This is a genomic window from Kocuria sp. KD4 (assembly GCF_011769905.1).
GTDB lineage: Bacteria > Actinomycetota > Actinomycetes > Actinomycetales > Micrococcaceae > Kocuria > Kocuria marina.
In genome coordinates this window covers 1506209-1521419 of record NZ_CP050449.1, presented here as the reverse complement: position 1 = coordinate 1521419, position 15211 = coordinate 1506209, and the positions used below count along the sequence as shown (strand labels likewise).

Sequence of the window (15211 nt, the reverse complement as noted above, 5' to 3'; positions counted from 1 at the left end):
CGTAGAACCGACGAAAGAAGAAACGACGACATCGTGAGCGATCACTACGAAACCCTCGGCGTGAGCCGGGACGCCAGCGCCGAAGAGATCAAGCGCGCCTACCGCAAGAAGGCCCGCAAACTTCACCCGGACGTGAACCCCTCACCCGAGGCCGCCGAGGAGTTCAAGCGCGTCTCCCACGCCAATGACGTCCTCTCCGACCCGGACAAGCGCCGCGTCTACGACGCCACGGGCAACGAGAACGGCACGGACACCGGCTTCGGCGGGGGCTTCCCCGGTACGGGCTTCGGCTTCTCCGACATCTTCGAGACATTCTTCCAGGGCGCGGGAGCCGGTGGCCAGCGCGGCCCCCAGTCCCGCACCCGCCAGGGCCAGGACGCCCTGATCAACGTGCGGATCTCCCTCAAGGACGCCGTGTTCGGCATGGAGAAGGACATCACGGTGGACACCGCCGTCGTGTGCCCCACGTGCCAGGGCACGTGCTGCCAGCCCGGCACGAGCCCCGTGACGTGCACCATGTGCCGCGGCTCCGGGCACATGCAGTACCAGCGCCAGTCCATCCTGGGCATGGTCACCACCCAGGCCCCGTGCTCCCAGTGCAACGGCTTCGGCACCGTGATCGAGAGCCCGTGCCACGAGTGCTACGGCGAGGGCCGCGTGCGCGACCGCCGCCCCCTGACCGTGAAGATCCCCGCCGGCATCCAGTCCGGCAACCGCATCCGCCTGGGCGGCCAGGGTGAGGCCGGCACCGCCGGCGGACCCAACGGCGACCTCTTCGTGGAACTCAAGGTGGATCCGGACCCCACCTTCCTCCGCGAGGGCGACGATCTCCACGCCCGCCTGCGTATCCCCATGACCGCCGCCGCGCTCGGCACCACCGTGAGCCTCGAGACGTTCGACGGCGCTCGCACGGTGGACGTCGATCCCGGCACCCAGTCCGGTGCGACCGTCACGCTCGACGACCTGGGTGTCACCCACCTGCGGGGCAAGGGCCGCGGGGACCTCAAAGTGCACTTCGAGGTGGAGACCCCCAAGGACCTCTCCTCCGAACAGCGCGAACTGCTCGAGCGACTCGCCGAGCTGCGCGGTGAGGAAGCGGCGGACGGCACGACCGTGAACACCAACCACTCCGGTGGGTTCTTCTCCCGGTTGCGGGACCGGTTCAACGACCTGTGACCAACCCCGTCTTCCACGTCCCCGCCGGGGACCTCTCCCGGGCGCGCCCGGGGGAGGTCCTGGACGTCGCAGGTCCCGAGGCCAAGCACGCGGTGACCGTGCGGCGCCTGCGCGCGGGGGAGGCCCTGGACCTCGTGGACGGGCACGGCACCCGTGCGGTGTGCACGTTCGACTCCGGGGCCAAGGACCGGATGAGCGTGACCGTCCACGAGATCCACCACGACGCCGCGCAGCAGCCGGAGTTCACGCTGGTGCAGGCACTCGCCAAGGGGGACCGGGACCTGCAGGCCGCGGAGGCCGCCACGGAACTCGGGGTCTCCCGGGTGATCCCGTGGCAGGCGGAGCGCAGCATCGTGCGCGTCCACGCGGACCGCGCGGCCAAACTCATGGCCAAGTGGGACTCCACCCTGGCCGCGGCGGCCAAGCAGTCCCGGCGCGCCCGCTGGCCCGAACGCGGTGACTGGGTGGATACCGCGGGTCTGGCCCGGCTGATCGCTGCAGAACCCGAGACGCTGTGGCTCGTGCTGCATGAATCGGTGAGCACACGTTGGTCCACCCCGGACGTGACCCGGTGGGGTGATCGGTCCCGGATCGCGGTGATCGTGGGCCCGGAGGGAGGGATCGGTGACGGAGAACTCGAGGCGTTGTGCGCCGCCGGTGCTCAGCCGATGCGCCTGGGGACCACTGTCATGCGATCGTCCACCGCGGGACCCGCGGCACTGGCCGCGCTGCACGCGGTGCTCGGGCTCTGGGACTGACCCGGGACCCAACGGGGAGGGCTCAGTCCCCGGCGCGCACCGTGATCGTGTGATCGTCGGACACGGTGGTGTCGGAATCGTCCGTGCCGCTCACGCGCACGGTGTACGTCCCGGGGTCGAGCGTGACGCTCGTGCGTAGTTCCGTGCCCGTGGTCGGATCCGAGCCGGGGGAAGCGGGTGCGATGTTCCCACTGTGCACGACGCGGTCGTCCTCGAGCACCTCCCAGCGGGCGTCACGCACCGAGGGCAGCACGCGGGCGAAGACCGTCACGGGGCTCTTGGGTTCCGCCCCGGTCTGGGGGTCGACGAGCCACACGGGCGCGGCCAGTGCAGAGTCACGCGTGAGCGGGGCATTAAGTTCCACGGCTCCGAAGGCCTTGTACCCGCTCTGCCCGTTCACGAGGACCCGCACCTCCTTGGCCGTGGACGAGTCCAACAGCCCGGCGGTCACAGCCGCCGCGGAGACCGTGTACACCATTTGCTGCAGTGCGACCCGCGCGTCCTGCGAGGAGAGTTGGGAGGCGAACGCGGCGGCGGGCAGGTCCACGGTGATGGTTCCGTCCGGCGACACGGAGGTGCCCACGGTATCCACGGCGGACCACAGGGACCGGTAGTCCGGGTCCGCGGGGGTGGCCGAGGTGACCATGAGTGCCGCCTGGGCCACGGGGTCGGTCGTGTCCTGGGAGGTCGGGGTGCGGAACTCGCGGAACAGGTAGCGCGATTGGTCCCCGGTGCCCACCCAGTACACGGGGGCCTGTTCGGTGGCCACGCCTTCCATCGCCGTGTCCGTGTTCATGGGTGCGGAGGCGATCCCGGGGGCGGCTTCGGAGTTGTGGTCCGGTCGGTCGGCGGCGGTCCCGCACGAGGCCACGACCGCGGCGAGCGACACGGCGAGCGCCCCCGTCGCGGCGCGCCGAAGTCCGCCGGGCGCGAGGGCGCGACGACGCTGCGGCTCGGTCGTTCCTGCGGGATTTTTCACGGCTACACAACTTACCCACCGGGAGCCACGGGCGCTAACGTCGCACGTGGATCCGGGCGGACCGTTATTGGATTGCAACCTGCGGCGTGCGAGCCCGTCGGTTCCGGCGGGTCCGGGTCCGCGCGCACCGGTAGGCTGGACCCGATGAGCGAACCAACCGAAGGGACCGAGGCACTGAGCACTCCGCCCACCGAACGAACCCGCGTCACCGTGCACGTACCGGATCGGGAGACCGCCGTCCGGACCTTGGGTCACGGGGACGCGACCTTACGTCTGCTCGAGCAGCAGTTCCCGGCCGTGCGGATGACCGTGCGGGACCTGGACGTGGCCCTCGAGGGGCCCGTGATCGACACCCGCCTGGCCGCCTCCTTACTCGAGGAACTTCTCGCGATGGCGCTGCGCGGCACCGAGATCACCGAACGCACGGTGCTGCGCGTGGCCCGCATGATGCGTGACGCCCAGGACCTGCGCCCGTCGAGCGCGCTGTCCACGAGCATCCTCTCCACCCGGGGCAAGACCATCCGGCCCAAGACCGTGAACCAGAAGACCTACGTGGACGCGATCGACGAGCACACCGTGGTCTTCGGGATCGGGCCCGCCGGTACCGGCAAGACGTACCTGGCCATGGCCAAGGCCGTGCGCGCCCTGCAGGCCAAGGAGGTCAACCGGATCATTCTCACGCGTCCCGCGGTGGAGGCCGGCGAGCGACTGGGCTTCCTCCCGGGTTCGCTCAACGACAAGATCGACCCCTACCTGCGTCCCCTCTACGACGCCCTGCACGACATGATGGACCCCGAGTCCATTCCGCGGCTCATGGAGGCCGGGACCATCGAGGTCGCCCCGCTGGCCTACATGCGCGGGCGCACCCTCAACGACGCCTTCGTGATCCTCGACGAAGCCCAGAACACCACCCCGGAACAAATGAAGATGTTCCTCACCCGTCTAGGCTTCGGCTCACGGATCGTGGTCACCGGTGACGTGACCCAGGTGGACCTGCCCGGGACCACCAAGTCCGGCCTGCGCCAAGTCCAACACGTGCTCGGGAACATCGACGACATCGCGTTCTGCGAACTGACCTCCGCGGACGTGGTGCGCCACGAACTCGTGGGCGAGATCGTGGCCGCCTACGACCAGTTCGACACCACCAACCGCCACCGCGTGGAACGAGCCCGCCGCAAGGACGAACGCCGAGCGGCGTCGTCCGAGCGCACCGGGGGAGACACCCCGTGAGCGTGGCCTTCGACCTGCCCTGGGACACCCCCGCCGAACAGGCCGAGCTGCCCACCGCCTACCGCGCCGTGGACACCGACCAGCTCGAAGCCCTCGTGGACCTCGCCTTCACCCGCTGGCACCTGCACCCCGACACCGAGGTCAGCATCGCCGTGGTGGACGAGACCCGCATGGCCGAACTGCACGAACAGTGGCTGGACCTGCCCGGAGCCACCGACGTCATGTCCTTCCCCATGGACGAACTGCGCGAGGGCACCCCCGACGACCCTAGCCTGGGCGTCCTCGGGGACGTCGTACTGTGCCCACCCGTGGCCGAACGCCAGGCCGCGGCCGCCGGCCACAGCACCCAGGACGAACTGTGCCTGCTCACCACCCACTCCCTGCTGCACCTGCTGGGCCACGACCACGCCCACGAGGACGAACGCGCCCGCATGTTCACCGCCCAGCGCTCGCTGCTCGAGGAGTTCCTGGGCCGGGACGCGCCCGTGGAGACCATGACGTGAGGCGCCGCACCGCCTCCGACCCCCGCACCGACTGAACGACCGAGGACCCGCGATGACCCAGCCCACTGAACAGCCCGCTGACTTCCGCGCCGGTTTCGCCGTGTTCGTGGGCCGGCCCAACGTGGGCAAGTCCACGCTGACCAATGCGCTCGTGGGGCGCAAGGTCGCGATCACGTCCAACCGTCCGCAGACCACGCGGCACACCATCCGCGGGATCGTGCACCGCACCGACGGTCAGTTGATCCTCGTGGACACCCCCGGCCTGCACCGTCCGCGCACGCTGCTCGGTCAGCGGCTCAACGACGTCGTGGCCCAGACCCTGGGTGAGGTGGACGTGATCGGGTTCTGCGTGCCCGCGGACCAGAAGGTGGGCCCGGGGGACCGGTACATCGCCCAGCAGGTCGTCGCCGCCGTCGGACGCACCCCCGTGGTCGCGATCGTGACCAAGGCGGACCTCGTCCCCCAGCAGCGCCTCGCCGAACAGCTCGTGGCCGTGAGCGAGCTCGGGCGCGAGGTCGTCACCGAGGAGCGCGCCCAGCGTGAGGCACGACGACGACGTCGCGACGCGGCGTCGTCCGCCAAGGGCACCGGCGGTCGCCCGGCCGCGCAGCGCACCGAGGACACGCCGGCCGGATGGGCCCACGTGATCCCCGTGAGCGCGGCGGACGGCTTCCAGATGGACGAGATCGCCGAGCTGCTCGTGTCACTGATGCCCGTCTCCCCGCCCCTGTACCCGGAAGGGGACCTCACCGACGAGCCGGAGGTCACCATGATGGGCGAACTCATCCGCGAGGCTGCGCTCGAGGGCGTGCGGGACGAACTGCCCCACTCGCTCGCCGTGGTCGTGGACGAGGTCTCCGAACGTGAAGGCCGCTCACCGGACAACCCCATGCTGGACGTCCACGCGAGCCTGTACGTGGAACGGGACTCCCAGAAGGCCATCGTGATCGGCAAGCGCGGTGCGCGACTGCGCGAGATCGGGACGCGCGCGCGAGCCCAGATCGAGTCTCTACTGGGCACCCGGATCTACCTGGACCTGCACGTCAAGGTCGCCAAGGAATGGCAACGGGACCCCCGACAGCTGTCCAAGCTCGGATTCTGACCGGACACACACACCACACGTCAACCCGGTGCCGTAGCCTGACCCACCAGTCAGGGCCGCACGCCCCCCATCCGAGACCCCAGGAGACGTCACCGGTGGATCCCAGCTCAGCACCACGCCGGAGCCGCCGGAGTTCGCGTACGAGCGCGCCGTGGAGTACGCACCCGGCCCGCCGCACGGATCGCGACGGCGAGGCGTACGACCTGCGCCAGACCGGACGTCATCACCGCGCCCATGTCCACCGCTCCTCTGTACGCAGGATCGCCGTGATCCTGGCCGTGTTCGGGCTGCTGGCCGTACTCGGCATCGGCGGGATCGCCGCGCTGCGCCTGACCGGCAACCTCACCTCGAGCCCCCTGAACCTCTCCGACGGTGCCGAGAACGTGGACGACGGCCCCCTGGACATCCTCGTCATGGGCTCGGACACCCGCCACGGTCAGGGCAACAGCGAATACGGCAGCGAGGACGACGCCGAGGGCCGCACCGACGTCATGATGCTCATGCACGTGACCGAGAACCGCGACGCCGTCACCGTGGTCTCCTTTCCCCGGGACCTCATGGTCAGGATCCCGCAGTGCACGGACCCCACGAGCGGCACCGTGTACCCGGCCACGACCGGGATGCTCAACAGTGCGGTGGAACACGGCGGCCCTGGGTGCACCGTGGCCGCGATCAACCGACTCACCGGCGTGAACATCGACCACTTCATGCTCGCCGACTTCAACGCCGTCAAGGAACTCTCCAGCGCCGTGGGCGGCGTGCAGGTGTGCGTCAACGAACCCGTGGATGACCCCAAGTCCGGGCTGCGCCTGCCCGCCGGGATCTCCTCCGTGGAGGGCGAACAGGCACTCGCGTTCCTGCGTTCCCGCGCGGCGTTCGGCAACGGTGGGGACGAGGCCCGCATCCGCTCGCAGCAGTCGTTCCTGGCGTCCCTCACGCGCAAGATCCAGGCGGACGGGACGCTCACCAACCTCCCGCAGCTCTACCACATCGCCGAGGTGATGACCCAAAACCTGCACGTGGACCAGGGGTTGACCTCCATCCCCACCCTCGTGGGCATGGCCGGTGCGCTCAACGGCATCGATCCCGGCCGGATCGCGTTCGTGACCGCGCCGTCCGAGCCCTACCCGCAGGACCCCAACCGGTTGCAGCTGGACGAGAAGCCCGCCGAGCGGCTCTTCGAGACCCTGCGTCGGGACGTCTCCGTCACGGAGGCCCGCGACGCGCCGTCGGCGTCCCCCGGGCCCTCCCACGCGATGGGGGAGACCGCCACCCCCGCGCCGAGTGCCGCGCACCCCACCGAGCCGGCGGCATCGCCCACCGCGACCGGCCCCGCCGTGGACCCGTCGCTCGTGCCGATCACGGTGAGCAACCGCACGGACGCCGGGGGCCGGGACCACCAGCTCGTGAGCGTGCTCGAACGCGCCGGCTACGACCAGGCGCGCACCGCGTCCTCCGGCACGCAGCTCGCGGCCACGCAGATGTTCTACAACCCCAACTGGGCGCTGGCCGCGGACGACGTCGCCGCTGTCCTGAACGTCTCACCGAGCCAACTCGTGGCGAGCTACGATGTGCCCGGGATCGAGGTCGCGGTGGGCCAGGACTTCCGTAGCGGTGACACGATGGACCGCAACGCCGCCCTGCCGGACGACCTGCAGGGCCAGACTGCGGAGCAGTTCACGTGCCAGGAGACCGCGGCGGGGTAACGATCCGGTGTGCCGGCGACCTGGTGGTACGTTGGATCACATGCGGCAAGGGAAGACGCTACTCCTGCTTACGTGCCGCAGCGGGGCCTGAACCGATCCTTACGGCCGACCACCCGCTGCGGAGTTCCGTGGTGCCGGCCCACAAGCTTCTGATCGAAAGGCCCCCTTCCCATGAAGAATTTGCAGCGTCCCTCCGGAATGCCCGTCCACAAGTACACCCCGTACCACCACAACTTCCCGTTCGACATGTCCGACCGCACGTGGCCGGACAAGGTGGCCACCACGGCCCCGCGCTGGTGCGCCGTGGACCTGCGGGACGGCAACCAGGCGTTGATCGACCCCATGGACTCCGAGCGCAAACTGAAGATGTTCCAGTTGCTGGTGAAGATGGGCTACAAAGAGATCGAGGTGGGCTTCCCGTCCGCCTCGCAGACTGATTTCGACTTCGTGCGCACCCTGGTCGAGGACGACCTGATCCCGGAGGACGTCTCCATCCAGGTGCTCACGCAGTCCCGCGAGCACCTGATCGAGCGCACGTACGAGGCGATCGAGGGCGCACCGCACGCGATCGTACACCTGTACAACTCCACGTCCACCCTGCAGCGACGCGTGGTCTTCGACCGCGACATGGACGGCATCGTGGACATCGCCCTGACCGGTGCCAGGTTGTGCCGCAAGTACGAGGAACAGCTCAAGCACACCGACGTCACGTACGAGTACTCCCCGGAGTCCTACACGGGCACCGAGCTCGAGTTCGCCGCGCGGATCTGCAACGAGGTCGCCGAGACCTTCGAGGTGGGTGACGGTCGCAAGATGATCATCAACCTGCCCGCGACCGTGGAGATGGCCACTCCCAACATCTACGCGGACTCGATCGAGTGGATGGGCCGGCACCTGTACCACCGCGACGACATCATCCTGTCGCTGCACCCCCACAACGACCGCGGGACCGGTGTGGCCGCCGCCGAGCTGGGCTACCTGGCCGGGGCGGACCGGATCGAGGGGTGCCTGTTCGGCAATGGCGAGCGCACCGGCAACGTGGACCTGGTGACCCTGGGGTTGAACCTGTTGACCCAGGGCGTGGACCCGCAGATCGACTTCTCGGACATCGAGGAGATCCGCCGCACGGTGGAGTACTGCAACCAGTTGCCCGTGCCCGAGCGCAGCCCGTACGGCGGTGACCTGGTCTTCACCGCGTTCTCCGGTTCGCACCAGGACGCGATCAAGAAGGGCTTCGAGGCCATGCAGCGGGACTCGCAGGAGCGGGGCGTGGACATCGATGACATGGAATGGGCCGTCCCGTACCTGCCGGTCGACCCCAAGGACGTGGGCCGCAGCTACGAGGCCGTGATCCGCGTGAACTCCCAGTCCGGCAAGGGTGGCGTGGCCTATCTGCTCAAGAGCGAGTACGGCATCGACCTGCCCCGCCGGGCCCAGATCGAGTTCTCCGGGGTCGTGCAGAAGTACACCGAAACCTCGGGGTCGGAGGTCACCGCGCAGCAATTGTGGAAGATCTTCACCGACGAGTACCTGCCCGCCAAGGACGGCGGCGGCGAGCTGTGGGGTCACTACCGCATCACGTCCATCTCCACCCATGCCGAGGACGAGGGCAACACGGTCCTGGAGATCGGCCTGGACGTGGGCGGCGAGCACCACGAGCGCACCGCGCACGGCACCGGGCCCATCGACGCGCTGATTCAGCTGTTCAACGCGGAGGGCGTGGACGTGCGCCTGCTGGACTACACCGAGCACACGCTGTCCGCGTCCGCGAACGCGCAGGCCGCGAGCTACGTGGAGCTCGCCGTGGGTGACCGCGTGCTGTGGGGTGCGGGGATGGACAACAACACCACGCGAGCGTCCCTGAAGGCCGTGATCTCCGCGGTCAACCGCGCCGTGCGTGACGCGCAGTTGGCCCAGCAGGACTGAGCGCGCTCCTTCCCTTCTCCGACGACTCCGCTGCGGGCACCCGGGTGCGCCGCAGCGGAGTCGTGTCCGGGGTAGGTGGCACAATGACCCGATGGCCCGTTCAACCTTCGCATCGCGTAGCTATCGGGACGACGCCGTGGTGCTGCGCACCTACGACCTCGGTGAAGCGGACCGGATCGTGATCCTGCTGACGGCCGAGAACGGCCAGGTCCGGGCGGTGGCCAAGGGGGTGCGGCGCACCAAGTCGCGGTTCGGTGCGCGCCTGGAACCCTTCCACGTGGCCCAGGTGCAGCTCGTGCACGGACGGAACCTGGACATCGTGTCGCAGGCCATCGGCAAACGGGCATACGGGCAGAGCATCGTGGCCGACTACGAAAAATACACCGCCGCGGCGGCCATGGTCGAGACCGCGGAGAAACTCACCGCGGACGACTACGACACCGCAGTCCAGCACTACCAGTTGCTCGTGGGAGCGCTGTCCGCCCTCGCGCGTGGTCTGCACGAACCGGGGCGCATCCTGGACTCTTACCTGCTACGCGCCGTGGCCCTGGCCGGTTGGACGCCCAGTTTCGTGGACTGCGCACGGTGCGGGGCTCCCGGGCCCCATCGCTCGTTCTCCGCGGCCCTCGGCGGTGCGGTGTGTCCTCAGTGCCGTCCGCCGGGATCCGCCGCGCCCAGTGCGGCCACGTTCGTGCTGCTGGACGGGCTGCTGCGCGGGGACTGGTCCACGATCGACGCCGCCGACACCAAGACCGCGCGCGCAGCTGCCGGGTTCGTGGCGGCGTACATCCAATGGCACATGGAGCGCACGGTGCGTTCCCTGGCCCTCGTGGATCGAGGGGACGGCTGAGGCGGGGAGTGCCCGCTACTCGGTGGGAAGTTCTAGGGTGGGGGAGGACCACCCCGTCGCTTCTCGAAAGGATCCCCGCATGAGCCGCTTCGCCCCGCCGCCGCCCCATCCCAGCGGTGCCACGGTGCCCGCCCTGGATCGCGATGCCATTCCCCGACATCTGGCCCTCGTGATGGACGGCAACGGCCGCTGGGCCAACGACCGCGGACTGCCGCGTACCGAGGGGCATCGGGAGGGTGAGCGAGCCCTCATGGAGGTCGTCGCGGGAGCCATCGACCTGGGGATCCCGTACGTGTCCGCGTACGCGTTCTCCACGGAGAACTGGAAACGGTCCCCGGCCGAGGTCGCGTTCCTCATGAACTTCACGGGGGACGTGATGTCCCGCCAGCTGCCCACGTTCAAGGAATGGGGGATCAAGGTGCGGTGGGCAGGGCGGCGCCCCCGCCTGTGGAAGTCCGTGATCAACCGACTGGAGACCGCGGAGCGCGAGACCCAGGACAACGATGTCATCACGCTGACCATGTGCGTGAACTACGGCGGTCGCGCGGAGATCGCCGACGCCGCGGTCGCGATGGCTCGGGACGTCCAGGAGGGGCGGCTCACGCCCGGGTCGATTACCGAGGACATGGTCCAGCGGTACCTGGATGAGCCCCAGTTACCGGACGTGGACCTGTTCCTGCGGTCCTCGGGAGAACAGCGGCTGTCCAATTTCATGCTGTGGCAGTCCGCATACGCGGAAATGATGTTCCTGGATATCCTGTGGCCGGACATGGACCGCCGTGTGCTGTGGCGTGCGGTAGAGGATTACGCTCACCGCAACCGACGATACGGGGGAGCGATGGATCAGACGGCCCCGGCCACGGGGGAGTAACCGCTGAATTGGGTCCTCAGTATTTAGAGTTTCAACTGAATATTGATACTTATAATTCGAGTTTAGATTGAGACTGTATCTAACCTGAACTCGTCTTCCCGTCGTATCAGCGCCCACTTGGCATACCCGCCGGTGATGCGCCCGAGGTGGTCCGGGAGCGGGCACCCCGTGTGAAAAACTGGCCCCATGCGCGTGTACCCCGCTTTCTTCAATCTCGTTTTCTCCCGGATGGACCCGGAACTCGCCCACACCGTGGGGTTCGCGGGGATCAAGCTGGCCCGCCGTGTGGGCCTGGGGCGGGTGCTGCACCGCCTCACCCGCCCGGATCCGGGCAACGAGGTCCATGTCATGGGGCTCACCTTCCCGTCCCCATTCGGTCTGGCCGCGGGTTTCGACAAGGGCGCTACCGGTACCCACGCGTTGACGAACCTCGGCTTCGGCCACGTGGAGATCGGCACGGTCACGGGCCAGGGTCAGCCGGGCAATCCCCGTCCGCGGCTGTTCCGCCTGGTCGAGGACCGCGCCGTGATCAATCGTATGGGCTTCAACAACGACGGAGCGGAGGCCGTGGCCCCGCGAGTGGCCTCGGCACTGCAGAGCCTCGCCCAGGACGCCGCCCGTACGCATCGTGCGCGCCCCGTGGTGGGCGTCAACATCGGCAAGACCAAGGCCGTGGGTCTCGAGGACGCCACGGACGACTACGTGCGCAGCACCCGCGTGCTCGCCCCGTATGCGGACTACCTCGTGGTCAACGTTTCCTCCCCGAACACCCCCGGACTACGCCAACTCCAGGAGCTCGATGCGCTGCGACCGCTGTTGCGAGCCGTGCGGGAGGAAGCGGACCGGGTCACGTCGTGGCACGTGCCGCTGCTCGTCAAGATCGCTCCGGACCTCGCGGACCAGGACGTCCTCGCGGTCGCGGACCTGGCCCGGGACCTGGGGCTGGACGGCATCGTCGCGTCAAACACCACGATCGCCCGCGAGGGGCTCGGCCTGCGCAGCGACGCACAGGACGTGGTCGCGTGTGGAGCCGGCGGACTCTCGGGGGCGCCCCTGCGGCGTCGTTCCATCGAGGTGCTCAAGCTGCTGCGAGGTCACGTGGGGGAGGACCTCGTGCTCATCTCCGTGGGAGGGGCCACGAGTGCCCGGGACGTGATCGAGCGACTGGACGCCGGTGCTTCCCTGGTGCAGGGCTACACCGCGTTCCTGTACGAGGGGCCGTTCTGGGCGGCGCGGATCAACCGCGGCCTGCGCCGGGCCGCACGGCGCACCTCGCACTGAGTACCCACGGAACCGATGGAACGAGGGGCCGGCCCACTATGGTGGGCCGACCCCTCGCGGGTTCTGCGGGTGTTACTCGGGACGCTCGCCCCGGCGCACCTGCGGCTTGGGCAGACGCATGCGGCGCATCGTAAAGGTACGCATCGCGGCGTACCAGCGGGTGCCGGGCTGGACGGTGCCGAACGTGCGGCGCAGTGCCGCGTGCAGTCGGTTGGACATGATGATCGCGTCGATCACGCACAGGATGATGTAGCCGTACACGATCCAGATCAGTGTGATGGCCACGGACTGCACCGGCAGGAACATCAGGACCAGGATCAGCAGCAGGAAGATCAGCACGTACTCGCCGATGTTGAACCGGGAGTCCACCCAGTCCCGGGCGAAACGGCGCTGGGGCCCGGCGTCCCGCGGGCCCAGGTAGCGTTCGTCTCCGGCGGCCATGCCGGCCTGTGCCTGGGCGCGCCGTTCCCGTTCCGCGATCCTGGACTCGGCTTTGGCGGCCTTGCGGTCCTCCGGGATCAGGGGTCGGCGACGCGCGGCCTCCTGTTCCTTGCGGGTGGGGGTGGGGCGGCCCTTCTTGCCCTCGGGCGTCCTCCCGCCACCGGGCTGCCCACCGCGGTCGGTGGGGACGGCGGGATCGGCCGTGGCGCGCGCGCCCACGGCGGTGGATCCCGAGGATTCAGCTGACTTCTTGCGTCGAAACACCCGACAAGCCTACCGGAGTGCCACGACGTCACCGCGCGCGTGACAGGAGGCAACCGAACGGGCTTGCCACGGTGCGCGCCGAGCTCCCGCCGGTAGGCTGGGCCCATGGCTACTGACTTCACACGTCCCAGCTCCGACACCGTCGACGCCCTCCGGGCGAGCGTGGACGGTTCCCGGGACATCCTGCTGGAAGAACTCGGCTCCCTCGTGGCGATCCCCGGCATCGCGTGGGACTCGTTCGACGCCGCCGACCTCGAGCGCAGTGCCGAGGCCGTGGCCGGTCTGCTCCGGGGCCTGCCTTTCGACAGCGTGGAGATCCTGCGCGAGCCCCGCGGGGACGCTCCGGGGCACCCCGCCGTCGTCGCTCGCAAGGCCGCGGCACCCGGGTACCCCACGATCCTGTTGTACGCCCATCACGACGTCCAACCCCCGGGCAAGCGCGAACTGTGGAACACCGAGCCGTTCGAGGCCGTGGAGAAGGACGGTCGGCTCTGGGGTCGCGGCGCGGCCGACGACAAGGCCGGCGTTATGGTGCACGTGGGCGCGCTACGCGCATTCTTCGAGCGCATCGGCGAGCACCCGGGCCTGGGTGTGACCGTGTTTATCGAGGGCGAGGAGGAGGCCGGTTCGCCCGGCTTCGAGGACTTTCTGGCCGCGCACCGGGACAAGCTCGCCGCGGACGTCATCGTGATCGCGGACTCCGCGAACTGGGAAGTGGGCGTCCCGGCACTCACGACGAGCCTGCGCGGCGTCGTCGGAGGGATCGTGGAGGTCAGCGTGCTGGACCACTCGGTGCACTCCGGCATGTTCGGCGGGCCCGTTCTGGACGCACCCACGCTGCTGTCGCGACTGATCGCGACCCTGCACGACGACGACGGCGCCGTGGCCGTCGCTGGGCTGCTGAGCGAGGACGACACGGACGTGGACTACGACGAGGACCGCTTCCGCGAGGACGCCGGCGTGTTGGACAGTGTGCAACTTGCCGGGCGCGGCTCGATCTCGTCGCGGCTGTGGACCCAGCCGGCGCTGTCCGTTACGGGGATCGACGTCACCGATGTCGCGACCGCCTCCAATACCATCGCGGCCACCGCGCGCGCCAAGCTGAGCCTGCGGATCGCTCCTGGCCAGGACGAACGGGAAGCGGGGGAGGCACTGCGCAAGCACGTGGAGGACAACGCCCCGTTCGGCGCGCACGTGAGCTTCGCGCTGGAGGAGACCGGCCCCGCCTTCCGTGCGGACACCGGTGCCGTGAGCTCGCAGATCGCCCTGTGGGCTTTCGAACAAGCGTGGGGACGTCCGGCCATCACGGCGGGGATGGGCGGATCCATCCCCTTCACCGCGACCCTCACCCGGGCGTATTCTAAGGCACAGATCCTGATCACCGGTATCGAGGACCCGGACACCCGGGCCCACAGCGCCAACGAATCCCTGCACATCGGGGACTTCCTGCACGCCGTCACCGCCGAGGCCCTCGTGCTCGCGGCGCTGGCCCAACAGGAAGAGCGCAGCGCGGAATGATTCTCCGCGCCGGCGCGTTCCACCAGGCAGAAGGGATCCACCGAACCCGGGGTCGCAACCCCGCGTCGCACAGAAAGTGAGCACCATGAGCGTCACCACCGACAACGAGACCACCCAGGACACGCCCACCCACGAGGTCCTGCTCACGGACACCGCGGCCCAGAAGGTCCGCGACCTGCTCGAGCAGGAGGGGCGCACCGACCTGCGGCTGCGCGTCGCCGTGCAGCCGGGCGGCTGCTCCGGGCTGATCTACCAGCTGTATTTCGACGAGCGCGTCCTCGACGGCGACCACGTCCGCGGCTTCGACGGCGTGGAGGTCATCGTGGACAAAATGAGCGTCCCGTACCTGAGCGGGTCCACCGTGGACTTCGAGGACTCCATCTCTAAGCAGGGCTTCTCGATCGACAACCCCAATGCGCAGGGCTCCTGCGCGTGCGGTGACTCGTTCCACTGATCGATCGCACCGAACAGGGGTGCGTTCGGATCCTCACGGGGGTCCGTGCGCACCCCTTTTCCGTGCCCGCTCAAGGGGCTCATCGGTGCACGTAGGGGAGGGGATCGGCGGGGTCTGCGGACGGCCCCGCTCGCGACACGGCGTGCTGACAC

14 protein-coding genes are annotated in these 15211 nt (G+C 69.1%); 12 read left to right on the top strand and 2 right to left on the bottom strand.

Annotated features, from left to right (window positions below; genetic code table 11):
* Positions 1-33 precede the first annotated feature (33 nt).
* Both dnaJ and HBK84_RS06860 read left to right on the top strand, forming a co-directional pair.
* Complete coding sequence (dnaJ, locus tag HBK84_RS06865) at positions 34-1176, top strand: molecular chaperone DnaJ (protein WP_144996703.1); 1143 nt, start codon at positions 34-36, stop codon at positions 1174-1176.
* Positions 1173-1934 carry a 16S rRNA (uracil(1498)-N(3))-methyltransferase gene (locus HBK84_RS06860; protein ID WP_167318511.1) on the top strand — a complete coding sequence of 254 codons (762 nt, stop codon included), beginning with the start codon at positions 1173-1175 and terminating at the stop codon, positions 1932-1934. Before dnaJ ends, HBK84_RS06860 begins: the two co-directional genes overlap by 4 nt.
* A 22-nt stretch (positions 1935-1956) precedes the next feature.
* On the opposite strand, the gene HBK84_RS06855 is transcribed toward HBK84_RS06860, so the two are convergent.
* The gene (locus HBK84_RS06855; RefSeq protein ID WP_167318510.1) at positions 1957-2913 is read right to left on the bottom strand and encodes a GerMN domain-containing protein; all 957 of its coding nucleotides are present in this window, start codon (positions 2911-2913) and stop codon (positions 1957-1959) included.
* A 144-nt stretch (positions 2914-3057) separates the two neighbouring features.
* Here HBK84_RS06855 and HBK84_RS06850 point away from each other — a divergent pair, with 144 nt between their 5' ends.
* From HBK84_RS06850 to HBK84_RS06815, 8 genes are all read left to right on the top strand, one after another.
* On the top strand, positions 3058-4143 hold the full coding sequence (locus HBK84_RS06850) for a PhoH family protein (protein WP_167318509.1): 1086 nt from the start codon (positions 3058-3060) through the stop codon (positions 4141-4143).
* A gap of 47 nt (positions 4144-4190) precedes the next feature.
* Complete coding sequence (gene ybeY, locus HBK84_RS06845; protein ID WP_231885507.1) at positions 4191-4646, top strand: rRNA maturation RNase YbeY; 456 nt, start codon at positions 4191-4193, stop codon at positions 4644-4646.
* A 52-nt stretch (positions 4647-4698) separates the two neighbouring features.
* Positions 4699-5748, top strand: a complete 1050-nt coding sequence (locus HBK84_RS06840; protein WP_167318508.1) for a GTPase Era — start codon at positions 4699-4701, stop codon at positions 5746-5748.
* A 266-nt stretch (positions 5749-6014) separates the two neighbouring features.
* Entirely contained in the window at positions 6015-7454 is a 1440-nt protein-coding gene (locus tag HBK84_RS06835; protein WP_240918819.1) for an LCP family protein, read from the top strand.
* 171 nt (positions 7455-7625) lie between these two features.
* A complete protein-coding gene (gene leuA / locus HBK84_RS06830) occupies positions 7626-9380 on the top strand; it encodes a 2-isopropylmalate synthase (protein ID WP_144931862.1) in 1755 nt (584 codons plus the stop codon).
* 91 nt (positions 9381-9471) lie between these two features.
* Positions 9472-10230 carry a DNA repair protein RecO gene (gene recO / locus HBK84_RS06825; protein WP_064845846.1) on the top strand — a complete coding sequence of 253 codons (759 nt, stop codon included), beginning with the start codon at positions 9472-9474 and terminating at the stop codon, positions 10228-10230.
* A 79-nt stretch (positions 10231-10309) separates the two neighbouring features.
* On the top strand, positions 10310-11101 hold the full coding sequence (locus tag HBK84_RS06820) for an isoprenyl transferase (protein WP_144931864.1): 792 nt from the start codon (positions 10310-10312) through the stop codon (positions 11099-11101).
* A 186-nt stretch (positions 11102-11287) separates the two neighbouring features.
* On the top strand, positions 11288-12382 hold the full coding sequence (locus HBK84_RS06815; protein ID WP_167318506.1) for a quinone-dependent dihydroorotate dehydrogenase: 1095 nt from the start codon (positions 11288-11290) through the stop codon (positions 12380-12382).
* Positions 12383-12454: 72 nt separating this feature from the next.
* Here HBK84_RS06815 and HBK84_RS06810 read toward each other — a convergent pair whose 3' ends face one another.
* Entirely contained in the window at positions 12455-13087 is a 633-nt protein-coding gene (locus HBK84_RS06810) for a DUF3043 domain-containing protein (protein ID WP_144996682.1), read from the bottom strand.
* 105 nt (positions 13088-13192) lie between these two features.
* On the opposite strand from HBK84_RS06810, the gene HBK84_RS06805 reads away from it, so the two are divergent.
* A complete protein-coding gene (locus HBK84_RS06805) occupies positions 13193-14605 on the top strand; it encodes a dipeptidase (protein ID WP_167318505.1) in 1413 nt (470 codons plus the stop codon).
* Positions 14606-14690: 85 nt separating this feature from the next.
* On the top strand, positions 14691-15059 hold the full coding sequence (locus HBK84_RS06800) for an iron-sulfur cluster assembly accessory protein (protein WP_167318504.1): 369 nt from the start codon (positions 14691-14693) through the stop codon (positions 15057-15059).
* Positions 15060-15211 lie beyond the last annotated feature (152 nt).

Bases quoted from the DNA above. Each gene is read 5' to 3' on its own strand.
- HBK84_RS06850 (WP_167318509.1), top strand. From the start codon at position 3,058: ATGAGCGAACCAACCGAAGGGACCGAGGCACTGAGCACTCCGCCCACC.
- HBK84_RS06840 (WP_167318508.1), top strand. From the start codon at position 4,699: ATGACCCAGCCCACTGAACAGCCCGCTGACTTCCGCGCCGGTTTCGCC.
- leuA (WP_144931862.1), top strand. From the start codon at position 7,626: ATGAAGAATTTGCAGCGTCCCTCCGGAATGCCCGTCCACAAGTACACC.
- recO (WP_064845846.1), top strand. From the start codon at position 9,472: ATGGCCCGTTCAACCTTCGCATCGCGTAGCTATCGGGACGACGCCGTG.
- HBK84_RS06820 (WP_144931864.1), top strand. From the start codon at position 10,310: ATGAGCCGCTTCGCCCCGCCGCCGCCCCATCCCAGCGGTGCCACGGTG.
- HBK84_RS06815 (WP_167318506.1), top strand. From the start codon at position 11,288: ATGCGCGTGTACCCCGCTTTCTTCAATCTCGTTTTCTCCCGGATGGAC.
- HBK84_RS06805 (WP_167318505.1), top strand. From the start codon at position 13,193: ATGGCTACTGACTTCACACGTCCCAGCTCCGACACCGTCGACGCCCTC.
- HBK84_RS06800 (WP_167318504.1), top strand. From the start codon at position 14,691: ATGAGCGTCACCACCGACAACGAGACCACCCAGGACACGCCCACCCAC.